The organism is Planctomicrobium aquicomposti, assembly GCF_051466325.1.
Classification (GTDB): Bacteria; Planctomycetota; Planctomycetia; order Planctomycetales; family Planctomycetaceae; genus Planctomicrobium.
Window position 1 is genome coordinate 3,661,182 of the sequence record NZ_CP195792.1, and the last position, 26,204, is coordinate 3,687,385.

At 58.5% G+C, this 26,204-nt stretch carries 20 protein-coding genes; 9 read left to right on the plus strand and 11 right to left on the minus strand.

Annotated features, from left to right (window positions below; translation table 11 throughout):
• Positions 1 to 59: 59 nt before the first annotated feature.
• From SH664x_RS14105 to SH664x_RS14120, 4 genes are all read right to left on the minus strand, one after another.
• Positions 60 to 1,367: a UDP-glucose dehydrogenase family protein gene (locus SH664x_RS14105; RefSeq protein ID WP_437201927.1), complete on the minus strand. Its 1,308-nt coding sequence runs from the start codon at positions 1,365 to 1,367 to the stop codon at positions 60 to 62.
• A 250-nt stretch (positions 1,368 to 1,617) separates the two neighbouring features.
• Positions 1,618 to 3,027: a hypothetical protein gene (locus SH664x_RS14110; protein WP_437201929.1), complete on the minus strand. Its 1,410-nt coding sequence runs from the start codon at positions 3,025 to 3,027 to the stop codon at positions 1,618 to 1,620.
• A gap of 142 nt (positions 3,028 to 3,169) precedes the next feature.
• Positions 3,170 to 3,538, minus strand: coding sequence for a hypothetical protein (locus tag SH664x_RS14115; protein WP_437201931.1), 369 nt, complete (start codon positions 3,536 to 3,538; stop codon positions 3,170 to 3,172).
• Positions 3,539 to 3,907: 369 nt separating this feature from the next.
• Positions 3,908 to 4,945, minus strand: a complete 1,038-nt coding sequence (locus SH664x_RS14120; protein ID WP_437201933.1) for a leucine-rich repeat domain-containing protein — start codon at positions 4,943 to 4,945, stop codon at positions 3,908 to 3,910.
• A 378-nt stretch (positions 4,946 to 5,323) separates the two neighbouring features.
• On the opposite strand from SH664x_RS14120, the gene SH664x_RS14125 reads away from it, so the two are divergent.
• The 3 genes from SH664x_RS14125 (at position 5,324) to SH664x_RS14135 (ending at position 8,299) form a co-directional block, all read left to right on the plus strand.
• Complete coding sequence (locus SH664x_RS14125) at positions 5,324 to 5,752, plus strand: acyl-CoA thioesterase (protein ID WP_437201935.1); 429 nt, start codon at positions 5,324 to 5,326, stop codon at positions 5,750 to 5,752.
• An 822-nt stretch (positions 5,753 to 6,574) separates the two neighbouring features.
• The gene (locus tag SH664x_RS14130; RefSeq protein ID WP_437201937.1) at positions 6,575 to 7,633 is read left to right on the plus strand and encodes a DUF1559 family PulG-like putative transporter; all 1,059 of its coding nucleotides are present in this window, start codon (positions 6,575 to 6,577) and stop codon (positions 7,631 to 7,633) included.
• Between the two features lie 246 nt (positions 7,634 to 7,879).
• Positions 7,880 to 8,299, plus strand: a complete 420-nt coding sequence (locus SH664x_RS14135) for a hypothetical protein (RefSeq protein WP_437201938.1) — start codon at positions 7,880 to 7,882, stop codon at positions 8,297 to 8,299.
• A 763-nt stretch (positions 8,300 to 9,062) separates the two neighbouring features.
• Here the strand turns inward: SH664x_RS14135 and truD are convergent.
• Positions 9,063 to 10,235 (minus strand): tRNA pseudouridine(13) synthase TruD, encoded by a 1,173-nt coding sequence (gene truD, locus SH664x_RS14140; protein ID WP_437201940.1) that lies wholly within the window; start codon positions 10,233 to 10,235, stop codon positions 9,063 to 9,065.
• 451 nt (positions 10,236 to 10,686) lie between these two features.
• On the opposite strand from truD, the gene SH664x_RS14145 reads away from it, so the two are divergent.
• From SH664x_RS14145 to SH664x_RS14165, 5 genes are all read left to right on the plus strand, one after another.
• The gene (locus tag SH664x_RS14145) at positions 10,687 to 12,141 is read left to right on the plus strand and encodes a protein kinase domain-containing protein (protein ID WP_437201941.1); all 1,455 of its coding nucleotides are present in this window, start codon (positions 10,687 to 10,689) and stop codon (positions 12,139 to 12,141) included.
• A 604-nt stretch (positions 12,142 to 12,745) separates the two neighbouring features.
• Positions 12,746 to 13,708 (plus strand): DUF1559 family PulG-like putative transporter, encoded by a 963-nt coding sequence (locus SH664x_RS14150; protein ID WP_437201943.1) that lies wholly within the window; start codon positions 12,746 to 12,748, stop codon positions 13,706 to 13,708.
• Between the two features lie 211 nt (positions 13,709 to 13,919).
• Positions 13,920 to 14,357 carry a carboxypeptidase-like regulatory domain-containing protein gene (locus tag SH664x_RS14155; protein WP_437201945.1) on the plus strand — a complete coding sequence of 146 codons (438 nt, stop codon included), beginning with the start codon at positions 13,920 to 13,922 and terminating at the stop codon, positions 14,355 to 14,357.
• A 137-nt stretch (positions 14,358 to 14,494) separates the two neighbouring features.
• Entirely contained in the window at positions 14,495 to 15,355 is an 861-nt protein-coding gene (locus tag SH664x_RS14160; RefSeq protein ID WP_437201946.1) for an NAD(P)-dependent oxidoreductase, read from the plus strand.
• Positions 15,356 to 15,708: 353 nt separating this feature from the next.
• Complete coding sequence (locus SH664x_RS14165; RefSeq protein WP_437201948.1) at positions 15,709 to 15,996, plus strand: hypothetical protein; 288 nt, start codon at positions 15,709 to 15,711, stop codon at positions 15,994 to 15,996.
• A 167-nt stretch (positions 15,997 to 16,163) separates the two neighbouring features.
• On the opposite strand, the gene SH664x_RS14170 is transcribed toward SH664x_RS14165, so the two are convergent.
• The 6 genes from SH664x_RS14170 to SH664x_RS14195 all read right to left on the minus strand — a co-directional run bounded on the left by SH664x_RS14170 (position 16,164) and on the right by SH664x_RS14195 (position 24,786).
• Complete coding sequence (locus SH664x_RS14170) at positions 16,164 to 17,006, minus strand: class I SAM-dependent methyltransferase (protein WP_437201950.1); 843 nt, start codon at positions 17,004 to 17,006, stop codon at positions 16,164 to 16,166.
• Positions 17,007 to 17,047: 41 nt separating this feature from the next.
• Positions 17,048 to 18,850: a translation elongation factor 4 gene (gene lepA / locus SH664x_RS14175; protein WP_437201952.1), complete on the minus strand. Its 1,803-nt coding sequence runs from the start codon at positions 18,848 to 18,850 to the stop codon at positions 17,048 to 17,050.
• Between the two features lie 139 nt (positions 18,851 to 18,989).
• Positions 18,990 to 20,039, minus strand: coding sequence for a M42 family metallopeptidase (locus SH664x_RS14180; protein ID WP_437201954.1), 1,050 nt, complete (start codon positions 20,037 to 20,039; stop codon positions 18,990 to 18,992).
• A 390-nt stretch (positions 20,040 to 20,429) separates the two neighbouring features.
• Positions 20,430 to 20,921, minus strand: coding sequence for a hypothetical protein (locus SH664x_RS14185; protein WP_437201955.1), 492 nt, complete (start codon positions 20,919 to 20,921; stop codon positions 20,430 to 20,432).
• A gap of 246 nt (positions 20,922 to 21,167) precedes the next feature.
• A complete protein-coding gene (gene trpS / locus SH664x_RS14190) occupies positions 21,168 to 22,163 on the minus strand; it encodes a tryptophan--tRNA ligase (RefSeq protein ID WP_437201957.1) in 996 nt (331 codons plus the stop codon).
• A gap of 112 nt (positions 22,164 to 22,275) precedes the next feature.
• On the minus strand, positions 22,276 to 24,786 hold the full coding sequence (locus tag SH664x_RS14195) for a hypothetical protein (RefSeq protein WP_437201959.1): 2,511 nt from the start codon (positions 24,784 to 24,786) through the stop codon (positions 22,276 to 22,278).
• Between the two features lie 236 nt (positions 24,787 to 25,022).
• On the opposite strand from SH664x_RS14195, the gene SH664x_RS14200 reads away from it, so the two are divergent.
• A complete protein-coding gene (locus SH664x_RS14200; RefSeq protein WP_437201962.1) occupies positions 25,023 to 26,162 on the plus strand; it encodes a hypothetical protein in 1,140 nt (379 codons plus the stop codon).
• The last annotated feature ends 42 nt before the right edge of the window (positions 26,163 to 26,204 follow it).

Consider the following 26,204-nt stretch of genomic DNA (forward strand, 5'->3'; position numbering starts at 1 on the left):
ACCCCGGATCGGGACAGGAGCGGCTTCGGAAATCTGCCTGAGTTCCATGGGCGCGTGGATCAGCCCCCTTTGAGGCCAATCCCGGAATACTCGAAGCCGAGATGGGTCATCCGGTTGGGGTCGTAAAGATTGCGGCCATCAAAGATCACCGGCGCCTTCATCACGTGTTTGATGTAATCAAAGTCCGGGTTCCGGTACTCATTCCATTCGGTGACGATCGCCAGGGCGTCCGCATCGCGCAGAGTGTCGTACTGGTGGGAATGGTACGTGACCGCGGCTCCCAGAACCTCGCGGACGTTGTCCATCGCCACCGGGTCGTGAACATGGATCTCCGCCTTGGCTTCGATCAGCTTGCGGAGCAGTTCCAGTGACGGGGCATCGCGGATGTCGTCCGTCTTGGGCTTGAACGCCAGTCCCCAGACGGCAATCTTGCGGCCGTTGAGATCCCCTTTGAAGAAGTCGTGCAGCTTCTGGAACAGCACCTGCTTCTGGCGGACGTTCACGGCATCGACAGCCGACAGGAGTGTCGTTTCGAACTCGTGGTGCCGCCCGGTCGCCATCAGCGCCCGGACATCCTTGGGAAAACAGGAGCCCCCGTAACCCACCCCGGGGAACAGGAACGAAAACCCGATCCGCTGGTCGTGGCCAATTCCGCGTCGCACGTCATTGATGTCGGCACCGACCCGTTCACACAGGTTGGCCATCTCGTTGATGAAGCTGATTTTTGTCGCCAGCATGCAGTTGGCGACGTATTTGGTCATCTCAGCGCTTTCCAGCCCCATCGACAGGAACGGGTGTTCCGTCCGCAGGAAGGGGAGATACAACTGCCGGAGGACCTCAGCCACTTCCGGCTTGGTGACCCCGACCACCACACGATCCGGTTTGTTGAAGTCATCAATCGCGGCCCCTTCCTTGAGGAACTCCGGATTGGAAGCGACATTCACATCGCGCCCGGTCAGCTCGTCGAGTCGGCGCTTCACCGCCCGGTTGGTACCGACGGGGACAGTGCTCTTGATAATGACGATCGTCTCTTCCCGCAGATACGGGGCGAGCGACTCCGCCGCCTTGAACACGTAAGTCAGATCGGCAGCGCCGTCGTCTCCCTGGGGGGTTCCGACCGCGATGAAGATGCAGTCCGCCTCGGGAGCAGCAGCCGCGACGGAGGTATCGAATTTCAGCCGCTGCGCCTGGACATTGCGGCGGACCATTTCTTCCAGTCCCGGCTCATAGATCGGGATCTCGCCACGTTTCAATCGGGCCACTTTCCCGGCATCGATGTCAATACAGGTGACGTCATTGCCGCTGTCCGCCAGACAGGTTCCGCTCACCAGCCCCACATAGCCGGTCCCGATCACCACAATATTCACGCGATCCGCTCCTCTTGTGCAACTGAAGATATTGAGCCGAGCTTGCAGCTGCGTCTCTCCGGGATTGTGAAACAGCAGTTTAGCCGATCTTCAGGTTCGCGAGCAGCGTTCATCCCATGCAAAAGGGCTGCCATGACAAATCGGCAGACCCCCAAGACCGGATGTTCCCCGCTGGATCAACGGCCGGAGATGCAAGCGGTGAGAGACCGTGTCCCTGTCGCCGAACCGCTGAACAACCAAGAAGATATGCCTAACGGGAGACCGTCTGAGGAGTCAAAAATTCCAGGTTCGTGACGATTTCACGATCCTGATCCTGCAACTGTTCCAGCAATTCCGGTTCTATGGAAAACACGAACGACGCCTGACGTCCGTCCGGATGGGCGACCAGATAATAGATCCAGACCATCGGAACGGTGACAGCGGCCTTGGCCCCGGCCATCTCCACCTGCCCGGTGGCGGCCACGCGAAAGATCCGGCGACCGTCATCGGTGGGAATCTGCTCACGAGTGGTAATCGACTGGAAGCGAGCCCCCAATGATCTGCGGATATCGGCCTCGAACTGGTCGAGCGGAACCGGATCCGAGGGACTTCCCCGCTCCAGGGGGGTCAGGTTGCACTGGGCAATCAGGCTCCCCAGATTGACCAGACGGAGAATGGCAACGGGCGCCTGCTTATCGTAGACCGCCTGGAACAGATGCCAGTTGCGGGCATGCCGCAGCTGCAGCCCCCAGGGCTCGGCCCGAAAGACGAGCAATTCGGATTTGTCATCCGGCTCGAGCGGGATCGATTGCACGAGCGCGTCAGTCAACTGACCTGAGTTGGGCGAGACTTCCCGCGTCAGACTCACGGTCACCTGCATTTCGAGCCCCGGATTGACGGCTCCGATCTCGGAGGTGATCGTATAGGCGACCTTCGCTCTGGAGATCATGTTCGCTTCGCGGTCGAAGATCATGCCGCCAATGAGTTCGACGGTCGTGTTGGTTCCGAGACGCTGCCCTTTGATTTTGCCTCGCCAGGTCACTTTGGCTGCGGCGGGGGTCAACTGGTCGAGCTTGCATTTCAGTTCCGATGTTTCGACCGCCTCGACTCCCGAGAGCATCTGCAGCACCCAGTCCGAAGGCGCCCATTCCTGCCCGAGGCTCACTTCCGACAGGGGGAGCAAGGCCTGCAAGGCGAGCGGATCGCCGGGCATTTCCAGCAGATCGAGAGTTTCGCGGGTGAGGGCACCCTGTGGGCTGTAGCTGTTGACCCCTTCGCGGTTGCCGTTGGCCACGATGAGGAGGCGATCTCCCGGGAGCGCTACCGGAGTCTTGAGTCCCGCAACGTCGGTCTCGAGCTTCGCGACCTCAAACTGCCGCACAGCACGCAGTGCCTCGGCGTCGCGCCCAGCCGGCGGAAGCCGACGGCTCAGAAAGCGGAAATCGGCTGTGGCTGTGAGCGGCAGTTCATCTTTGCCCCCGCCGACCTTGGCGGTTAGCACTTTGCCGGTGGTCGCAATCTGGGACTGCGTGGCGAAAACCCGCTGATCGTTCTGCGGTTCGGCGAGACGGACGGGCTCATCCTGGGCGCAGGCGACCTGAGTCCAGCAGATTCCCCAGAGGACCAACAGGCAGAGTCGGGCTTCCCGGCGCAGACAACTGCCCCAATATCTCAGCTTCATTCAGTCGCTCCTTGATGACTGATTCATCATCCTGATGACCGCTTCCGTGCCATCTCCCCAACCGGGGGCAGCCAAGACAATCCGCTGCGAGTACTTCTCGTCACAGCCCTCTCTTCAGGAGAGGGCCGGATACCGCTCGGGACTATTCCGCAGCCGTTGCGACCTCGACCTTGGCCGAGGCGGGGGCCAGATCCCAGACCATGATGCGAGATTCGTCGACCAGCACGGAAACGCGAGAATCCTTGGCGGGAGTCACATCAGCACCCCAGCCTTTGAGTTCGGTCGCCTGTTCATCACCCTGCAGCAGGGTTCCGTCATCGGGAATCGCTCGCCACCAGTCCAGGTGCGGCCACTCCTTGCGGACGGTCTTGAGACAGGTCTCCATAGCACGCCCTTTGGCTCCTGCGTTGAAGCCGGCGCGCGCGGCAATGACACCGTAGCGGGCCACTTTGTCTGCTCGTTTGAGTTCCCACAAGACCTCGGCCACCGCTGGAGCACGTGTCGACGCCATACCATTTTCTCCAAAGCTGAACTCGTTCAAATCAACACGTTAACGTACCGCAACCGACATTCTACCACAAGCACGATCTGGCTTCTCATTGTAACGTCTCGCCCCGCCGCTGGATACGAGCGGCTGTTCCTGGCGGCCCGCAGGCAGTCTCCCTCGGGCGATTCATCGCAGATCCAGCTGAGGCGCGTTCCATCGGAGTTCCCGTACTTCGACCGCCACTGCGGAGCGGAGGGGGCCTTTCCCTCACACAGATGTTCACTGAGCAAGATTCAGCGCGGCAACCTGCGAGCGGCTTTCGATCCGGGGCGATCCGGGATCAATCCTCCGGCTTCACACCCGCGCGCCGGGGACCGGCAAGTGCAACCTGATTTAAAATTCTTCCCCATTGAAGACGATCACCGTGTCAGGAAGAAAGCGGGTCGCCAGTTCCCGAACCGCATCTCCCGAACAGGCGGTATTGCTGACGTCGAGCCGTTCCAACTGCTTCATCCCCTTGAAGGCAGCGAGCGACTGATTGGTCACAGCGCGGCAATTCGCCAGATTCAGCTCCTTCAGTTGACGCAATTTCGCCAGCGTCTTCACACCGGCGTCGGTGACCGCGTTGTCTCGAATGTCGAGTTGCCTGAGCTTGGGACAGGTGGAAACTTCACGAAGGACAGCATCTGAAATCCCGGCCTGCGACACCAGCAGTACTTCCAGATCTTTCATCGCACCCGCGTTTCCAAGCCCGTAGAGACCGATCCGTGTTCCATTGGCATTCAACTCTCTCAACTTTGACAACCGGTGTTGCTCAATCAGAAACCCGAAAGACTGTCCCATCAGGTTCGGATTGCCGTCAATCACCAGTGACTCGAGGCCGGTCAACGATTCCAGCGATTGCAGTCCCGGATCATTAATCGGAGCGCTCGACAAGGTGAGCCGCTTGAGACCGGTCGCCTTGGAAAGGTGAGCCAGCCCACTGCTGTCGACAGCTGTCCGGTCGAGCAACAATTCCTCCAGTCGAGGCCATTGTGAGGCGAACCGGAGTGAATCGTTGGACGTCCGCGTATCTGACAGGTTGACCCGTTTCAGTTCCGGAAACTTGTTCAACTGCTGCAACCCCGCTTCGGTCACAGGGCTTTTCGACAGATCGAGCTCGCGAATCTGCTCCAGCCCCGAAGGGAGTGCTGCCAGTTCAACGAGATGCTGGTCGCTCCGTTGCCAGGTGGGAAGCGCCAGAAACGCATCGATGGTCTCTTGTGGAGTCTTCGTCACCGGTGACTGGGCCGGCTCCACCGGGGCGGGCAGGGGGGTGGTCGGCGCAGAGGCCTCGGCAGCAGGGGAAGCTTCAGGCTTCTTCAGCTTGTCGCATCCCGTCACCCAAAGGGTGAAGAGCAGTACCAGACATAGGCATCGACGACCCGACATGTTACATACTCCCGGACGATGGATGCACATGGAGCAAAACCCGCACGGAGCCAGCCGGATCACTACAGCCTCGGCCGACGCGCAGTCAGGATCGTCTGCCACGAATCCTCAACCGACACCCGTCCCGGAACACAATTCCCTCCATCCTCAGCGTGGAGACTCAGACGCAACGCCGTTGAACTGATGGGCGCCACAGACTCGGCAAGCCTCCCCGGCGGCACGGAACGAGTTGCACTCCTGGAATTCGAGACAGAACCACAAACAGGTAGGACTCAAAAAAATTCGACAGGATCGCCGCTGCGCGGGGACTCGCCCCGGGAATCAACGACTGACTGCAGTATACCAGCCCGCCCGCCTGATAACGAATGAAAGCCACGGATGCCTTTGTTTTTTCACTTCGAACACACCGTCGCCGCGACAGAGATTGACCAGCAGGGACATGCCAACAACGTCGCCTATTTCCAATGGCTGCAGGACGCGGCGATTGCTCACTCAACGCTTCAGGGCTGGTCGGGAGAGGCCTACCGGGACCGGAACTGGGCCTGGGTGGTGCGCACACATTTCATCGAGTATCGCCGACCGCTGTTTGCCGGAGAATCGATCGTAGTGAAGACCTGGGTCGCCGACATGAAAAAATTCACCTCGCTGCGAAAGTACCAGGTCTATCGGGGAGAACAGCTGATGGCCCGCGCGGAAACGAACTGGGCCTTTGTTGACCTCCGGGAAGGGAGGCTCATTGCGATTCCGCCGGACGTGGCGGGGTCATTCGAGATCGGAGAGCCCCGAGCCGCTGAAGGAGATGCGTGATCATTGCCATCAGTCCACGATTGCCGCGAAACTAGTTCAGGACGATGATTGCTGACTTGGGAAAAATCAGGATCTTCACGAGCCCGCAAAACCCCACCCGTCCACGGCGAATCGGTGATCCCACCCACACACAGACTGAGAGTTTCATATGTTTCGTCGGCTTTTCCCGCTGCGAGACTGAGAGTGAGCACTGGCCAAGGGAGTCTTCCTCCCGGTGAAATCGACGGCCACTTTCTCAGCATCCAAAGCAAATTTCCGCACCAGTCCGTGGAGCATCACACCTACGATGTTCAGCGCACCGGAGCGGTCGGCGAACCTCCTGAGCGTGAAATATTACGTCGCCGCCTTGCGCCCGATCCGTTCCCACGACGCCTCTGAGCCCGCCAGAAACTTGATCACCCCGGCAGGTCGACTTCCGATAAGCACGCTGAACCAGACCGTCAGCAGCTGTTCCTGCGTAAACCTCTAGCGTTTCTTCAGATACGACCACGGCGAGACGTATTGCATCCGATCCGAGTCGACAGGGTCGCGACTTCCAGGAAAATGTTCGTTCGCGACCTCGGACTCAGGATTCTCTTTTACTGCCACCACTTCCCATGTTCAAGAGGACTTTTCCACGAAGGCATTCCCCTTCAAAACTCCCCGAAAATCTTTAAAAACGACAAGTTTACAGCAGAATTCGAGAAGACATGTCCGCGGCAACATGAATATAACGATGTTTGTAGATGCGTCTCATTGCCGTCAAGCCAGTGTCCGTTTTCAATTTGCTTTCCGTTTTCTGGTAAACTTGTCATTGAAATCGAGGATTCCATGTCCAGCCGAATGAAACGTACCCGAGCGTTCACGCTGATTGAACTGCTCGTGGTCATCGCCATCATTGCAGTGTTGATCGCTTTGCTCCTGCCTGCAGTGCAGCAGGCTCGTGAAGCAGCCCGTCGATCGCAGTGCAAGAACAATTTAAAGCAAATTGGATTGGCCCTCCACAATTACCACGACACCCACAAAGTGTTCCCCAACGGCAACATTACCCATCTCTCTGTCGACAAAAACGGATGTTACAGAGGAGCCGGTAGTTCCTCCCCCAAGTCCGGAGGGGCGCCGTGGCCTGTTTTGATTCTCCCCTTCATCGAACAAACGGCCGTTTATAACTCCCTGGTTATGACGGCACCGTTCCCTACGACGTACGATTCCACGACCGCGCCGCAAAACTTCGATAAGGACAATCGCTCGGGGCCGCTCTGGACGAATATCCCGGCGTTTCAGTGTCCGACTTTTATTCCGGGGGTTCCGAACTGGGTTCCACCGGGTTGGGCTGCGTCTGATGCCATCCCCGGGGTGCCCGTGAACAACTACTATGGCTGCACGGGTGGCACCATCCCTCCCTACACCTTTTCCACGGCCAACAACGGGTCGAACTCCTTTGTCTGCAACATTGGGGCGTCTAACATTGTGGTGAAGGGTGGAATCTGGAAGAACGGGCTCTTCAGTATTAATGAAACCCGTTCTTTGCGAGATGCCACAGATGGGGCTTCGAACACGATTCTGGTGGGGGAGACGATGTACAACGGTCTCGAATTGATTCGAGGCTGGGGAAGCGCGTACCGTAATGATCATGCTTCCAATAACGTGCCGGGTAGCCTGGCAGGAGTCCGCTTCGGAATTAACGCCGGTCCGGAAGTGTCGCAACTGGTGATTGCCCTCAGCAATGGGTTGCACAATACACTCGCGCAGACGAGCTACAGCAGCTATCACGTTGGCGGCGGACATCTTCTCATGGCAGACGGATCGGTTCATTTTTTCAGTGAAAATATGAACGTGAATGTGATCCGCGGCCTGGGGGCAATGGATGACGGACTGCCCGCGGGTGGTTTCTCGCCCTGAGCAGCCTGAACCCGATGCACACATTTTCGCTCCCAAAGGAGGAGACTTGGTGTTTCGGAGTCTAAAAGCAGCAACTGCTGACGCCGAGCGCCTAATTCGGGGTAGCGATCCGCTACCGATTGTCTGATGAACATTCCATTGCACTTCGGCAGCGAATTGCGATGGGCACTGTTGTCCGCGGGCTGGCGATGTTGTCAATTGCCAGCCCGTTCTCTTGCAAATGCCCGAAAGTAAGCAAGTAGTTCGATGATATCCAATTCAAGACCGACTTCTCTGGGGATGTTCCTTCTGATCCTTGGCCTCGCTGCGGGATGTCAGCAAGGAGAAACCATCGAGCGTGTTCCGATCTCCGGAACGGTGACATACGACGGCCAGCCGGTTCAACTGGGAACGATCATCTTTGAACCGACCGCGGACGCTGGAATGACAGCCCGCGCGAGTTATATGGCGGTCAATAACGGGGTCTTTGTGAGCGGCCCGAACGGACCGACCTCTGGCGAGTTTCTGGTACGGGTTTCTGGGTTCGACAAGTCGAAGATGAAGAATCCGAACGATGAGGAGGAAGACGTCCCACCCCTGTTCCCTGAGTACACGATGACGGTGCAGGTCCCAGTGACGGGAAACAAGTTGGACATTGTCGTTCCGGTTCGGTCTAAGTCGAAATAAGGTTCTGGGCCTTTATCAAAAGGTGGGGAGGTTGATTCGGATGCAGCTAACGCCGCAGGTGCGTAGGCCAGCACCCCAAGGGCTGATCCTCCAAACAGGCTCCAGTCGTTGCGGCTGGTCAATGCTGAGCCGGTGGCCCGTTTCGGCCACTCATGAATGATTCCACCAACCATCGCTTTCTGTAATTCTTTTCCTGCAATGTGGCCTCGGCCCCCTGGGAGCGGCATTGGCCATCCAGGCCTCCATCTGATCGATGGACTGCCGGCCTGATCACATTTCTTTGTATTATTTCCTTCAACTCAGAGGCCCCAAAGAAATCGCGAGGACTGAGCAGATCACTCTTCTCTCGTCAGGAAAATTGGCAAACCTTGTCGGGACGCGCCCGGCAGGATCCCACGGCCATTCATCCGTCCCATAAAGACTCCTAATCACATATCCAGCATTGATGCAATAAGCGTCTTCGCACAAAGATCTCTATAGTGCGACCACTACAGATTACTTCATCAGACTTTTGTAAAACCTCCCTTTATGATTAATAAATCGCATTCCCCGAAGGATGCGTGACAAGGAAGTTTTGAATTTGTTGCGACGCTTGGCATCCACCCCCGAAAAAAGAGTGTCCGTAATGGCTGCGCCACCTGATCGCGCTGATCAGTCCGCTTCGTCGGCTGTTCGTTCGGCATGAGCATCACAGCTGCACCTCACAAGGCTGCCCTCATCTCGCCTGCATCATGATCTGCCTGAGGAAGTCTTCAAATCGACGCTAAGATTCTTCTTCCAGCATTAACCGTTTAACAACCATGGTGGCGTAACAGCCTCGGGGCAGCAGGAAGTCCAGCTCGAGCTTCTGCTGCGTCGGGCTTAATTCGTCGACTGCGAAGGACCAGGTCAAACCTTCGACAGGAAAAATCACCCGCCGTGAACTACGGGCGAAGAAGCGGTCTCGGGGGAATTTGACTTTCAATTCCTCGAGCTTCCAGCCACGCACCGCCAGCCCCCGGTCAATCCAATTCCGCACCTCTCCCGGTTCCAGTTCGAGGCGGGCAGAAGGAAGGGGGATCTCCAGCGGAGACAACTGGGCGACCTGTTCCGCCGACAGATCCGTCGGGATCTGCACTGGGCCCGGCTTCAGCTGCAGTGGCTGGCGTTGCGACTCCGGGAACTTTTCCTTCACGAGTTCGCTGACAATCTGATTCCAGAGATCACTCTGCAACGCCGAGAGAAACAACCCCCGCAGATCGCTATTCACCCGGCTCCACGCCCCCTTGAAGTCTCCCTTCCGGTCGTCGAGAAAGGTGACGATGCTGCGGCGGTGCGAGCGACCCAACAATTGCTTGCAAAGGGCCCACTCGCCCCAGTGTTTGCGGAGGATTCGCTTTTGCTCACGTTCTTCCGCGTCATCAATTTCATCCGGCTCGACGAAGGTCAGCCGCAGCGCTTCCTCGTAATTGCCTCGTAGCCAGGGCTCCGCCACAAATCCACAACCGGGGAAGTAGGAGCCGAACCGCTGGTCGTCAAAATAATTGACCACGCCCGAGCGTGCGATATCAGGCAGGGCGTCTCCGGCAGACGCCACTTCCTCGGGACGGAGCCCCCGCAGAACCAGATGGAAGCGGTTGCCGGAAATGTCGTCCGAACGAATTTCCCGGCGTGACTGCCCCAGATATTCGAGCCGGAAGTGTTCATTATGGAAGGACTGCTGAGGGCCGCGTCGGGCAGTGATCAGCTGTGACGTCTCGGCGTGGCGATCCTTGAGGCCGGCGTGCATCAGGTTTCGACGGGGGAGGTGCAGCTCGCGTGAGATGCGGTCGAGAGCGTCGAGCGTGGTCCAATGCCGTTTGTGCAAACGGTATACGGCAAATTCCCCCTGCGCACCAATGGGGAGCGTGGAATCTTCATCCACTCGAAAGTCTTCAGCGAGGCGACGAAGTTTCACGGAGGAGCGGCCAGTTCATAAAAAAAGTGGGCAAAAACTCTCAGAGTCGTATCATCAGGAGGTCAGTGCGATTTTCCGCCAGAGTCCTCGATCCGGCACGAAATTTCCAGCATCTTCACTGGAGAGGCGGGATTGAGGTGCGCCCAACTCAAATATGCAGCGAAACTCTCGGTTCATCCCACAAAAGTCCAGGCACTCTGCCGCCAAAGAGTACTTTCCGGGATTTGCGAAAAACTGCACAGAAAATGTGATGATTTGTGACTCGCAATTCGCGTGCTGTGCGACGCATTTTTTTGAAACACCAGACGACACGAGACATGTAGCAATACGACGCAAGTCTTGCGCGAGAAGGAACCGATCTAACCCCTGAACGTTCATTTTGTGCTCCGAACGCTCAAGTTTGACGGATCTGTGGCCCCCTGGGCGCTCCTCGTTCATAGAATTGATTCGAATGTCTCAGCCGGCGGGGATGCACGTGAGTCTCCAGACACCACCGACGTCCGCGAATTCCCGATGGATCTGGCCCTTCGAAATCCTGGACCAGATCGGCGAAGGGGGAATGGGTGTCGTCTACCGCGCCCGCTATGTGGTCAATGGCCGCAACGTCGCTCTGAAAATGCTGCCGGGCGATGTGACCGATAAAACCGCTTTGGCCCGCTTCGAACGGGAACTCGACGTCCTGAAGACGCTGCGACACCCGAATATCGTCCGCTGCTTTGGCGGAGTGTGCGAAGACAAGCGCCGTTTCTATGCCATGGAGCTGGTCGAAGGGGGAAACCTCGACGAGAAACTGCAGAGCCGCGGGAAATTGGCCTGGGAGCAGGTGATTTACTACGGACTGCAGATGTGCGCCGCTCTGGAGTGCTCGCACGGAAAGGGAGTCGTCCATCGCGATATCAAGCCGAGCAACTTCCTGCTCACCCCTTCGGGCCAGCTGAAGCTCAGCGATTTCGGCCTGGCCAGTGTCCTCGCCGCGCGCAAAATCACAGCCGCGGGTAAAACCGCGGGAACATTCCTGTACATGGCCCCCGAACAGATTCGTGGACAGGATGTGACCCCCCGAACAGACCTGTATGCACTCGGCTGCGTCCTCTATGAACTGTTGACCGGAGAGCCTCCTTTCGTCGGAGAGACTCCGGGGGCCACCTTGCACCTGCACTGCTACAGCGCTCCCCCCCGCGCGACCGCCAAGGCACTCGATTGCCCGGTGGCGCTGGAGTCCATCATCCTGAAACTGATGTCGAAGGAGCCGGACGACCGTTACGAAAGCGCCACAGCCGTTGCCCGCGAACTGCGAAGCGTGCATCAGACAATTGTGGTCACGACTCCTCGCAAAGAGACGTTGCAGGACCTCCAGCCGGCATTTGACGAAGGGCAACGGATCGCTCGTGAACTGGAGGAAAAAACCGCTCCCAACATGTCGGCCCTGAAGTCCCGGAGGAACTCTCTGGTTCTGGCGGTCGCCTTGGCAGCCTCGCTGCTCCTGAATTGTGTGCAATGGTGGTCTGGACAAAGCGACTGGGAAGTCGCATGGCATCAGGCAGCAAACGCCCCGAACACCCAGATCCGAATCGCTGCGATGGAAGCGTTGGGGGGAATGGCGGCTGAACACAGCACCGCCACGGAGTCACTGATCAGTTCATTGAAGGACGATGACGCCAGTGTCCGCGCAGCTGCTGCCCGGGGTCTGGGCCGGGCAGGGGGACCGTCGCAGAGAATTGTCGGCGCGCTGTTAAACGCGCAGAAGCATGATGAGAGTGAGGATGTCCGCTCGTCGGCAGGGCAGGCGATCGAGACCCTTCGTCTCAATCAAACACATCGGTCCCCGTGGCAGGCAATCTCGTACTCGCTTCTGATTCTGGCCGCCGCTGGAGCCGGGACTTATTTCTGGCTCGGCAAACGGTAGAGCGTCGCTTTTTTAGAGGCCGGGCTGACTCTCCAGCTTCAGCCGTCATTTTCTCCGGTTCCACTCGGCTGCGTTCCATGCAGCCCTCCCGTTCAGACAGACATCTTGCGGGTCCCGCTTGGCCTGTTTCCCGCGCGGTCGCAATCGCACTTTGATGTGCCCGGAATGGATTAGTCAGCGGTCAACATGCTCACATCAGAGCGCTTTTACTGCTGACTTCGTCAGGGTTGGGGAGTGTCGACTTGTGGTGATTGCGTGACGGAAACGCTCCCGACCACGCTCAGAGACTGGCAAATCCGACACTGCAAATTCCAGCGAGCGCGCCGTTGCTTCCTCCGGTGCGGACATCCTTCAGCAATCAGCCGAGACTCTTAAGCACCTACAGGGGAGCGGTAAGTCCCATTCGCTAACGAAGTTTGCGCACACCACCCCACGTCGTTGAAGCTGAGTTCTGATTACGGACGCTGGCAAAAATCACAAGCTATTTATCAGTTATCGCATGTTGATGTGACGATGCATCTGAGACACTTCAGTCATCAGTCGTCGCAATTCTTGCCGTTTCTGTTGCAACGTTCACGGGCTTCCTGTTTCAAAGGTGATCTCCATGGCCACGTCTCAAAAGTCCAAAAAGGGTTTTACCCTGATCGAACTCCTGGTCGTGATTGCAATCATTGCAGTCCTGATCGCCCTGTTGCTGCCGGCAGTGCAGCAGGCGCGGGAAGCCGCCCGGCGCTCCCAGTGCAAGAACAACCTGAAGCAGATGGGACTGGCCCTGCACAATTACCACGATGTCTACAACGCGTTTCCCTCTGCCACCGTCTATAATTACGGTGGAAGCTTTAATATGTGGGCCTGGGGATTCGCACTGTTCCCCTATCTGGATCAGGCCCCTGCTTACAACATGCTGAACGGCGGATCGACGCAGCTGTGCATGGCTGTGCAGAACGCGACTATGCTCGAAGTCATGCAGAAAGGGTATCCAATGTTCCGCTGCCCCAGCGACATTGGGCCTGAACTCAACGCCGAATGGCGGATGACCCCCAAGTGCGGCACGACCGGTAACGATAGCAACATGGTGCCGACGTCCCGTTCGAACTATGTGGCATCCAATCACTCGACCAAGACAAACCGCGATCGTCCTTCTGACAACGCACCTGCGAATGGAGTGTTTCCCAACTCAGGTGATTGGGGGCAGCGGTGCATCAATCTTCGCGACATCACAGACGGGGCGAGTAACACTCTCGCCCTCGGAGAACGCTGTTCCGCCCTCAAAACGGTCAACATGAAAGCTGCCTTGATCTTCGGTGCCAACGACAATACAGAAGATAATGACAACGTCGGGATGTGCACTGTCTCATCCGGGGGAAGTCGCCTCATCAATGCCAACGGACGTGGATACGGCAGCCTGCATGCGGGGGGCGCTCAGTTCCTGCTCGCCGATGGTTCGGTCCGCTTCATCAGTGAGAACATCGACCATCGCCCGCAATCCGGTCTGGGTTCGGCACCCAGAAGTACATTCGAATATCTGATTTCCCGACATGATGGAAATCCCGTCGGCGAGTACTAGGAGTCACGGAGTTTTCCGGTTGGTCAAGACTGCACCACGGGCCATCCCCGGCTTCAAGACAGCCGGACGTGGTGCAGCCGGCCACGACCCGTCGTAAAGCTGGTTCCGGAAATCGACGGTACGCCGGGGCAGGCTCTTCAATGGGCCTGTCTCGGTGACAATTCTCTCACCTGGCAGAGCCTTCTCTTCAGATCGACAGGTCGTACTCTCCATGTCTCATCACGTTCCTGATTGCACATCGTTTCTCCGTACCAGTTGTCTGGCCGCCATGACCTGTCTGCTTATTCTGGCAGGCTGCGGAAAATCGGACCGTCCTGAAATTGGTCTGGTCGAGGGAACCGTGACACTGGATGGCCAACCGCTGCCAATGGCTAAAGTCCAGTTTGCACCACAGGGGGGTGGCCGCGCATCCACTGCAGTCGCCGACGCCAATGGCTTCTATATCCTTGAGTACTCCATCGGCACCAAGGGGGCCAAGATCGGAAGCCACTCGGTTGAAGTGTCGACCTCGTGGTACCCCGGGGAAGACGCTGCATTCCCGCAGGGAAGTCCCGAAAAGGTTCCACTCCGCTACAGAAAGCCCGATGCCATCGTGGAAGAAGTCAAAGAGGGCAAAAACACGATTGATATCCAACTGACCTCGAAATAGTTGGTTTAAACCAAGAGTATTTTGAATTTTACTGAACTCGTTCCTGCAAGGCAGACGTTCGCATTTCTTCACTCGAAACGCCTGCTGCGCAAGGATTGGAAAGAGCAAACTGCTCGAGCCGTAACTGGGCGATGACGATGCCGGATAAAGTTGTCGGGGTGATCGGGTTGGGACTCATGGGAACCGCCATCTCAGAGCGGTTGCTGGACCATGGTTATCGGGTCAATGTCTGGAATCGGACCCGTGAAGAAGCCCAGCCCCTGATCTCACGCGGGGCGGTCTGGACTGACAACCCGGTCTCCAGCTGTCAGCGGCTGGTAATCAGTCTCTATTCCAGCGAAGTGGTTTCGGACGTTCTTTCCAAAATGGAGTCAGGGCTCCGCGCCGGCCAATTCCTGGTCGACACCACCACGGGGGCTCCCGAGCAGACCATCGAAATCGAACAGCGACTCGCCAGCAGGGGAGTCAACTACCTCGATGCTCCGATCTCGGGTTCCAGCGAGCAAACCCGCCGGGGAGAAGCGATGGTCATGGTGGGAGGGGCACGGGCGGCGTTTGATGCCTGTTCGGATCTCTGGCCCGTCCTGGGAAAGCAGGTCTTTCACGTCGGCGCCTGTGGCACCGCCGCCAAGATGAAGCTGGTCACCAATCTAGTGCTGGGACTGAACCGCGCTGCACTGGCAGAGGGGCTCGCTTTCAGTGACATCCTCGGGGTCGATGCGGCTGCGGCCCTCGAAGTTCTGAAGGGGAGTGCTGCCTACTCACGGGCCATGGATGTGAAGGGGCAGAAGATGATCGAAGAGGACTTCAGCGTGCAGGCGCGGCTCGCACAGCACCTGAAGGATGTCAAGCTGATGCTGGATGCTGCCCGGCGGGCCAATGTGGACCTGCCAATGTCGACCACCCATTGCCAGCTGCTGGAGCAGGCTGTCGAAGCGGGTCTGGGCGAACTCGACAACAGCGCCATCGTCAAAGTGCTGCGACCAGATCGCCTCTGATCGATCTGAGTTGCGCTCATTCTGTGGCCGCGCTCCCTTTGTTCTCGGAGCACGTCCCTCGCACTCTCCGCGGGTCCATTTATCAATGGAAGCTCCCGCTGCGGTGCATTGTCCGGACCGGGCCCCTTCGAACTCTGCGCGCTCATCGACCAGCATGCATCCTCACGCCTCAAAGTCGAAATTTCTTTGAATCGTTTTGCACGAAACCGACTGTCTTTTCCCTCTTACGGACTTGGGTCGGGATTTTTGGTACGGCTGTTGCGTATTGCCGCCTCCATGAACTGATGAGTCGCCATGCCTTTCCAAGCGAGGCATGTCTTGATGAATTCAAGTCTGAAACAGGGAGAGCAGAAATGAAACGGTACTTATGGGGATTGCTGGCAGCGGGTCTGATGTTGTGCGTGGTCGGAGCAGACTCTGCTGAAGCGGCACGAGTACGCATCTACGGCGGGTCTCGAGGATGGAATCGTGGCTACAATGCCGGGTTCCGCTCGGGATACCGCGGAAACCGGGGCTATTACCGTGGCTACTATGGGCCGGGATACTACGGTCGCGGCTACTACCGTGGATACGGATACCCCGGTTATTACGGACGCGGCTATTATGGTGGCGGACGTTCTGGCATCTACCTGAATTTCTGACCGTACACCGATCTGAGCACTCAACGCGGTTTGGGGGCTATTGAGGTTTCAAAATTCGGGGTAGCGAATCCCGGACCACGAGCGAACTGATGGGCATTGCAAACCAACGCCCCTCAGATTCAAAAAGTTGGACGGGTTCGATCCCGCTAGAAAGCAGTTGCTGCGATTCAGTTCGGAGCAACTGCTTTTTCATTCCGCGCCGACTTCCGAAACAGGAATTCGTTGCATCCCAGTCGGCGGGTAGCTTTCAGACCAATTCGCTCGAATCCCCGCTCGGCAAGGAAATTGGTGACAGCAGGCACGCTCGCCACCTCAAAGGGGAGGCCACCCAGCCAGTCCACCCAATCGTGGGTGATGGACATTCCCCGATGCTGTCGATAGCGCGAGAATTCATTCTGCCTGCGAACGAGTGACACGCCAACTGTCCGCAGGAAAAACCAGGGATAATAGATCGCAGAAACGCCCCATCGGCTGAGTCTGTTCGCGCAGTACAGTTGCTTTACCTTCAACCAGATCCGCGAGCGGAAGCCCTGATCATTGTAGAGCGCGATGGCCAGTTTTCCCTGATCGGCCACTGCCTGGCTGACGAGATCCAGCCCCTTCCACATCGCACCGGTGTGGTGCAACACACCCCACGAATACACAACGTCGAACTGCCCGAGCGAGCGCAGATAGTCCGCATCGAGCGCTGAACCGCTTTCGACCTTCCAGTCGGCATCGCCCGGGAAATAACGTTCGCGCAGTTCCCGGGTACAGGCGACCGACTGCGGGTCATAGTCGAAAGAGTGCACCCGCGCCCCCAGCTTGCGCGCCGCCAGCGAGAACAATCCGCTCCCGCTCCCCACATCCAGAAACGTTCGACCGGCGAGATGATCAACCTGCACCAGATCCCGCAGCGACTGGACCGCAATTTCAATCCGTGAGTCGTCGAGCGTCTTTAAAAAAGAAGCCCAGTTCCGACCGAAAGGGAAACGTGCTCCCTGTTCGATTTCTGACTGGGCGTTCGACATGACAGGCACTTCCATTCACTCGGGCAGGGGACCGAACCCGTTCACTCGTCCTTTCCGGCTTCCAGTACCGACAGAAAGGCCTTCTGCGGAATTTCCACCTGGCCAAACTGCTTCATCCGCTTCTTCCCCTCTTTCTGCTTCTGCAGCAGCTTGCGCTTCCGGGTGATGTCCCCCCCGTAGCACTTCGCGGTCACGTTCTTTCGCAAGGCTGAAATCGTTTCACGAGCGATCACGCGGGCACCGATTGCGGCCTGCAGGGCCACTTCGAACTGGTGTTTGGGAATCTCTTCCTTGAGCTTCCGGACCAGTGCCCGACCCCGTCGTTCTGCGGTGTCGCGGTGCACAATCGTTGCCAGAGCTTCGACCAGCGTCCCTTTCACAAGAATGTCGAGCTTCACTAGATCGGCAGCACGAAACCCGATCACTTCGTAGTCCATTGTGCCGTAGCCGCGGGTGATCGACTTCAGCTTGTCGTACATATCGTAAATGATCTCGGCCAGCGGCAGCTCATACACCAGTTGCGCACGATCCGGACCGAGATATTCCGTGCTCTTGTATTCTCCGCGCCGTTCCGCACACAGTTGCATGATCGGCCCGATTGTGGATGTCGGGAGAATGAAGCTCACCTTGGCGATCGGCTCTCGGAATTCTTCGATCTGGCCCGCGTCAGGAACATCTGCGGGGTTATCGATCGTCGTCAACACCCCTTCACGTTTCAGAATCTGATACGTGACGTTGGGGGCGGTCTGAATCAGGTCGACGTCCGCTTCCTGCTCCAGCCGCTGCTGGATGATTTCCATATGCAGCATGCCGAGGAAGCCGCAACGGAAGCCGAAGCCCAGAGCATCACTCGTCTCCGGCAGAAAGGAGAAACTGGCGTCGTTGAGTGCCATCTTGTCGAGTTCGAATCGCAGCTTTTCGAAGTCGGTCGCATCGATCGGATACATGCCGCAGAAGACCATCTGCTTGGGCTGCTTGTATCCGGGCAGGGCTTCCCTGGCCTGATTTCCCTGCAGCGTGACGGTATCTCCGACGTGCACGTTTCCGAGCACTTTGATGCCGGTGATCAGGTATCCGGCCTGACCGGGGCCCAGTTCCTCACAGGCCACCATATTGGGGCGAAACTGGCCCACTTCCAGAGTCTCATGGACCGTCCCGGCCCGCATGAAGCGGATGCGGTCGCGCTTCCGCAGCGTCCCCTCGACAATACGGATATAGGTCACGACACCTCGGTAATCATCATATTTGCTGTCGAAAACGAGTGCCTTCAGGGGGGCCTGCGGATCTCCCTTCGGCGAGGGAATCCGTTGAATGATGGCTTCAATGCACTCTTCGATGCCGAGTCCTGCTTTCGCGCTGACGAGCAGGGCGTTGGAGGCATCCAGACCGATGATGTTTTCGACTTCGTCCCGGACTTCATCAATGCGCGTGACCGGCAGATCGATCTTGTTGATGACCGGAATGATCTCGAGATTGGCTTCGATGGCCGCGTAGGCGTTGGCGACGGTTTGTGCCTGCACCCCCTGAAACGCGTCGACAACCAGCAGAGCCCCTTCGCAGGCGGCCAGACTGCGCGAGACTTCGTAATGGAAGTCGACATGCCCGGGTGTATCGATGAAGTTCAGCTCGTACACCTGTCCCTGATAGGTGTAGTCGATCGCCACCGCCCGGGCTTTGACGGTGATGCCCCGCTCCCGCTCCACATCCAGATCGTCCAGCACCTGCGCATGAAACTCACGTTCATCAATGGCACCGCTTTTCAACAGCAGCTGATCGGAAAGAGTGCTCTTCCCGTGATCGATGTGTGCGATGATCGAAAAGTTGCGAATGAATTCAGGTTTCATAGACGTCGAAACTGTGGGAGCGTGTGACGGAATGCGGGGTGGCAGGCCGTCCGGACCGGTCATCAGCATCAACTGATGCGACCGTGGAAGCTGATATTATAGAGGGTGTCGTGGAAAAGAGATACAGCGGGCAGGGACGTCAGGAAACCTGCTCGAGATAGGCGGTCAGCAATGCGACGTAGGCTTCCAGATCCTCTTTGTGAGCCATCTCGGTGACGGTGTGAATGTACTTGACCGGACAGGCAAAAACGGACGTGCGGACACCCGCCCGGGTCCGTTGAATCATCGCCCCATCCTGCCCACCCCGGGCCAGAATCCCGCGTTGGGACTTGATCCCGTTTCGGGCGGCAATCGCTTCCATTTCTTCCAGCAGGCGAATGTCCGCGATCGTGGAGGAGTCCATAATTTTCAGGCAGATTCCTTCCCCCGGCAGCGTCACCCGTTGCTCTTCGGGAACCCCTGGCGTCTTGCAGCAGAGCGTCGTATCGCAGGCGATTCCGATATCCGGATCGACCGCAAACGCAGCTGTGGCGGCTCCCCGCAGACCGACTTCCTCCTGCACGGTCCAGGCGGCATGGATCTCGCAGTTGTGGTGCTGGAGCCGTTCGAGCGCACGAATCTGTGCCCAGCATCCGATCCGGTTGTCGAGGCATTGCGAGGCGACGTAGTCTCCCACTTCGGAAAATGGCCCATCCAGAACGACCATGTCGCCGATTTTGACTTTCTCGCGCACCGTTTCACCGGGCAGTCCCAGATCAATGAAGAAATCAGTGATCTCCGGCACCTTGCGACGTTCTTCTTCGCTGGCGATGTGAATCGGCCGGCCGGCCGGATTCATCAGACCGGGCAGATCGCCGGCGGCGGTGCAGACACGCACCTTGCGGGCAAAGAGATTGCGGGTATCGAACCCGCCTACGGGATTAACCCGCAGGAAGCCTTCCGAGCTGACGTGACAAACCAGAAAGCCGATCTGGTCCATGTGCGCTGCGAGCATCACTTTGGTCGGCTTACCCGCTGCACGTCCGGATGCGGGTCGCGGTCGGCGTATCCCGATCAGCGATCCCATCGCATCGACCCGAATGTCGTCAAACAGTCCAGCAGCGGTGACATGGGCCTGAATGACTTCGCGGATGCGATCTTCGCGCCCGGGGACAGAAGGTGTTTGTGTCAGCAGCTTGAGCAGATCCATATCTGTGAATCTTCAACAGAAGATAAATGGGGGAGTGAACGAGATGCCCCTGCGGCCCGCCCACAAGGTCTTCACAGCCCGAAGCAAAGAAAGCTGCGGCCGCACCGGAATGCGACCGCAGCAAGTCAACAAAAAATTCAGCAGTTCCGACGCTCGCAGCTCTGACCTCAGCAACAAACGACACGAGTTCGCAGGCTGCCAGGGCAGTCTGGCCGCATTGACCGGGACAAACGTTGATGGAATGCCCGGTCTTCCGCTGCCTGAACGCCAGACCTTCTGGCGATGCGTTTCGAGCATTTTGACTCTGAAGTGCCTTGTCCTCGCCACGCGGAAGTCAGCATTTCGCCCGACGAAACACGTGCCGCACGGGGACTGGACGAGTCAGCTGCTCTAGTAGGAGAAGCTCATCCGGCGCTGGCAGCTGGGGCAGCCGCTGTTAACCGGACCGAGGTTCAGAACCGGCTTGGCGATTTCGCCACTCTTGTGCTGATCCAGAACTTTCGCGAGGCGCTCCGAAGAGAGCTTCTCGCTGGTACGGTAGATCTGCTTCTTCTGGTTCTTGTCGATCACAACCACGCGGGGCAGGGGAGCATTGCCGAACAGCTCATGCACCTGCTTGCCATGATCCGTGGTGGTATCGATGACAGCCACAACGTAATCCTGCAGCACAGGCTGCAGCTTCTCATCGCCAACGAGTTCTTCTGTCGAGATGCCCTTCTGGGCATCAGCGGGATTGAGGATGACGAGCATCGGGCGCTCGGCATCGTGTGCAGCATGCCAGGCCTGTGTGTAGCTTGAGTAGGCACTGGGAGAAGAAGTGGAGACGGTCGCAACATCGACAGGTCCGGCAACCATCGCAAGCAAAATTGCACTCCAAGACATTCGCAAATCCTTTTCATTTCCCTAATCAAAACTCGTCGTCGGTTCCGTCCACCCCTCCGTGACGACGATGTCCGGCAGACAAGCAACTGTGGGAAAGGTCTGCGGACAGCTCAACCGAACTTCGATTGAACGCGAACCATGTTGACGCTCGCCAGACGAATGTCAACCCCGATCGGCGTGGTCATTTCCAAGCGATCGGCCGCGAATTGACGTAAGTCTGTCAGCGAGTGGCCGCAAAAAAACAGCCTAACTTCGTGGCTCAGGCGATGTTGGAGAAGGTCTCAAACCGCAGGCATCACGGGCACGTGCGAGAACTTCCCGAGCTTTGGAACGGGCCTTGCTTGCCCCCTCGCGGAGGATCTCTTCGACCTCATCGGGATGCGCTTCCAGCTGCGTTCGTCGTTCCCGCGCGGGGCCAAAATAGCTGAGAGCTTTCTCATACAACGCTGTCTTGGCTTCTCCATAACCCATCCCGCCGGCCCGGTAGCGAGCCGCCAGTGCCGCTTGTTCTTCCTCTGTCGCGAACAGTTGAAACAGTTGAAAAATCGAGCAGTGATCAGGGTTTTTGGGCTCTTCGACCGGTGTGGAATCGGTCTTGATCGACATGAACTTCTTGCGCAGCGACTTGGGCGATTCAAACAGCTCGATCGTATTGCCGTAGCTCTTCGACATCTTCTCGCCGTCGGTGCCGGGGACCTTGGCGGTGGCAGACATCACCTTGGCCTCGGGGAGTACAAAGACTTCCCTGTTGTAGATGTGATTGAAGCGCTGCGCGAGATCGCGGGTCACTTCCAGATGCTGGACCTGATCCTGACCGACCGGAACCAGCTGACTGTCATACGCCAGAATGTCGGCCGCCATCAGGACCGGATAGGTGAAGAGACCGGCATCGGCGGTCAGTCCGCGGGCGAGTTTGTCTTTGTACGCGTGGCATTTCTCCAGCAGGCTCATCTGGGTGACCGTCATGAGCAACCACGTCAGCTCGGTCACTTCGGGGACATCCGACTGCCGGAAGAGCGTGGCCCGCGCGGGGTCCAGCCCCAGCGCGAGAAGATCCAGCGCGGCATCGAGTGTGTTCTGCCGCAGCTGCGCCGGTTCGCGTACCGTCGTCAGGGCGTGCAGGTCGGCGATGAAATAAAACGATTGCTCGTTATCCTGCAGGGCAATGTACTGCTGAATCGCGCCGAAGTAATTTCCCAGATGAAAACGGCCGGTCGGCTGGATTCCGGAGAGCACTCGCATGGAAGTCCTTTTTGAATCTCGGCCAACGCCGGATTGTCGGTGATGATTGAGCGAATCTGAAACCGTCCCTGAATCCACAGCCCGGCGCAGGGATGACACCGCGCCGGATCTCTCAGTTCACGGGGGTTGCCGCAGCGGTCGCTGACGCCGTGTTCTCAGGCTCTGCGCCGAAGACGAGTCCCCGGTACAGCGATAGTGCTTCCATGCCGTTCAGATCACGATCGTCGGCTGTCAGCCGCCACAGCTCCGGTCCCTTGCCATGCTGAATGGCATAGCCTCCCAGCAACAGCAGAGCCTCTTCCTTCAGGTTGGCATCATGCAACGACTTAATGAACTTCAGCGCCTCGGCCGGTGACTGACGGGACTGCACACGGCTGCTCATTCGCAGCCCGACGCGATCGACTCGGTCCGGCTGCTTCTTGGCCAGATCTTTGAGGTAGGCAGCCTTCAGGACATCAGCCGCTTCGGCCAGCTTCCCGGCGGCAATCAGGGCCGACGTCCGTACCTCCAGCTGATCGATCGGATCAGTCTCAAACTGCCGACTGCCGGCAGCGGCCTTGATCTCACTGACGAGGGTCGACTGCCCCTCGACGGAGGCAGCGGCAATGAGCATTCCGGGTAATGTCGTTTCAAAGTAGGGCTCCGCCACGCGTGCATTGCCGTTCTGGAGACGATCGCGGACGAGTCCCCAGACCTCGGGCAACATCCCTTCCATGGCTGCAGCGCGAAGGATCTCGGCCTGTGTGGCCAATCGGGTGTCGGCCAACTGGTCGAGCACGTTGCACTGTCGGCGGTAGTTGTTGAATGAGGCTTCAAACTTGGAGTCGTCCCCTTTCACGCCGAGTTGCGAAGCGAGTTCGCGCCGCACGAGCTGTCCGGACTGCTGACACTCGTCCACGGCAGCCTGCGTCGCGACCGGACTGGGGGTGGTCGCCTGTGCGAAATCCAAGGCCTTCGCGAGGTTCGCCTTTGCGGCGTCGCGCTGCCCCAGGCGATTCTGCACCAAGGCCACATCCGCGGCAGCGAGTGACGCGGTCTGATTCGCTGTCGGATCGGCGAGGCCGCCGAACGGACGACCACGGCCATCGAGAATCTGCCTCTTGGTCGGAAGGGGCATCGGACCGGGAACCTGCAGCCCGTCCAGCAGTGTCAGAGCACGATCCAGTGCGGATTGCGCGGAGACTTTGTCCCCCATCTCCAGATAGCCTGCTGCCAGTGCCGCCCACAGACGGGTCTGCTCGGCAGGTGAAAACTTCGCGGAGGCCAGAGCGGCATTCAAAGTCGAGACGGCCTGTCCTTTCTGCAGAGAAGGGAGCTGTCCTGCCCACGCGGCGCGACAGGCCGCCTGCGAGCTGGCATCGTTCCCGGTCGCAGCGAACGCGAGCGCCGTTTCCACTTCGCCCCGTCCGACCAGAGTTTCCACAACGGACATTCGCAGTGGTTCCGGCATCACCACGTGCCAGGGACTGCGGGCCATGGCGTCGAAGTTGAAGGTTTTCGATTCGGTGGTTCCCTTCCACAGGGTGGAAGCCCGTCCGCGGGCATCTGTGTCCTGTTCAACCTGAATCAGCTGCAGAGCTTCCTCCTGACGACCGAGGGCCACCAGCGCCGCCGCCAGCGAGGCCACCGCATCCTGAGTTCGACGGACTGATTTCGGAAGGTCCTTGGCGCGTGCCAGTGCTTCGGTCAGCGACTGATTGGCTTCTTCCGTTTTTCCGGTCCGGCGCTGCAACCAGGCGGTCTCGACAAGCGGCTGAATCTGGAAAAACGGGGCCGCGCCGTCGCGCACGCGACGAAGGTCCTGGAACTGTCCGTTGGCTTCGTCGAGCTGACCCGCACTGGCATAGATTTCGGCAGCGATCTGATGGGCACGAGCCCGCGAGATATTCCGATCGCGAACCCGGTCCTTGATGCGGGCGACCGCTTCGGTCCGGACGGCTTCCGGAGAATCCAGCAGCCGTTCCACCTTGGTGACCGCAGCATTGTCTTTGGCAATCAAGCCTTTCAGACGCTCTTCATCCTTGTGCACCGCCACCACATCGTCGGTTCGATCGACGACCGGCGGAGGTTGCATCGCATACCACACTCCTCCTCCGATGGCCAACAGGGCAGCGAGACCGCCGCCGATGTACAATGGCTTGAGATTTTTCTCCGGAGCCTTGATCTCTTCGGTGACCTGCGGGCGAGGAGCTTTGAACACCGGAACAATGCAGTCCGGATTACAGCAGTGCACATCCTTGCCGGCATCGCTCGGCTGGATGTAGCCGGGAGTCTCGCACATCCGGCAGACAACTTCATAGGTTCGTGTTTTCGTCGGCTTCGGGGAGAGCTTGATCGCCCGCCGGACCGCCGAGGTATCGACTTCGAACGGATCTTCGGCGTTTTCATCGGGTGGCCGAATGGCAGGACCGCTGGGCCGTCGGGCTGCGGGGGTTGCCGGCGCAGCGGGCTTGGGAGCTGCATCTGCGGCTGCGGGCTTGGACGGGGCCGGGCCCGACGCCTTTTGAGGAGCAGGCTTTTTCGGCTGCGGTTTCCCCGACATGGAAGCCCCACAGAAGGGGCATTCCTGCACATCGTCTTCCAGGACGGAGGCCTGACACGCGGGGCAGGTGCGAAAGTCCATGGCTTGCTTCAACTCGAATTAGGGGTTCGGCTGATTGGCGCAATCGAAAACGCCGGAAATGTCATACATCCCAATCATACGCAACCGGATGGTCGACCGTCACGACCGCGAGTGATAGGATCGTCTGAGATGCCACAGAATTGCGGAGAGTTTCGTAAAAATCCACAATCCCCCGCTGTTTCGTCTCGATAATCCCGAAACGAACCCGTCAGTCAGCATTACGACCCCGGTTTGCCATGCATCGACACCTCGTCCGAAACGGCTGGGCTCGGCTTCAGACGCTCAGGAAAACCGATCCGGGGTCCCCCTGTCCGGGGACGCTCCGACGGACACTGCTGGCGTGCATGCTGGGAGTCAGCCTCAGCAGCTGCAACTCAAAAACCGCTCCACCAACTCCAACTCCGACAGCGGTCGAAGCGACTGCGGCCACGCCCGCGAAACCGGTCGAACCGGTAGCTCCGGAACGGAAATGGATCGGGAACATCCCCTATGACGTGTTCTACGACCAGCCACTGGTGATCGCGGCCGACGAAACCCGCCTGCAAGGGAGTTCAGCCACCTCGGCTCCCGTCACGCTCCCCTCCGCGTCTCCCGCAACCACGAACGCGATGCCTGTCGCGAGCCCCTCACCGGCTGCGCCTCCCGCATCGACATCTCCCCAGCCGGCCTCTCCGGACTGGGCCAAAATTCTTCCGATGCCGTTGCTGGTTGAGGAAGTCAAACTGCTGCGAACCCGACTGACCAGCAATCTGCAGACGGTCGCCACATTCAACAAGGGCGCCGCCGCGATTTCCCAGGATGCCGCTGTGCTGGCAGCGTTAGCCACAATCGTTACGACCCATCCGGAGTCCGTTTCCTGGAAGCCGAATGCCCATCACATTCGCGAGCTCGCCCATCAGCTTTCCGTCAAAAGCAGCGGCAGCGGACGAGAGGCATACAACGGGGCGAAAGAGCCCTTTGAAAAACTGACCGTGATCCTGGATGGTGGACCGCCGCCGGAAGAAACGGTAGCTGCCACGATCCCCCCGGCCGACGCCGTCGACCTCAGTGACCTGATGAAACGGACTGAAATCACCTTCAATTTCCTCAAATCGAACATCAATACCGAAGCGCGACTGAAAGAGAAACCAGCCGACTGCGAACGGGAATTGCGGCTGCTGGCCGCATTCGGCACATTGATGACCGATAAAAGCTACGCCGATGCGGAAGAAGAAAAATATCAGGCACTCGCTAAACGGTTCACCAGTGCGGCGGCTGCGGGAGCGGACGCATCGAAGTCGGAGCGCTACTCCGAATTCCAAGCAGCCCTGAATCAGATGCAAACCTCCTGTGCGGAATGCCATCAGGAATTCCGGAGCGGCGGTGCAGGCTTCTGAACCGAGCACGCAACAGCGACTTCGCAGCCAGACACGGGCGCT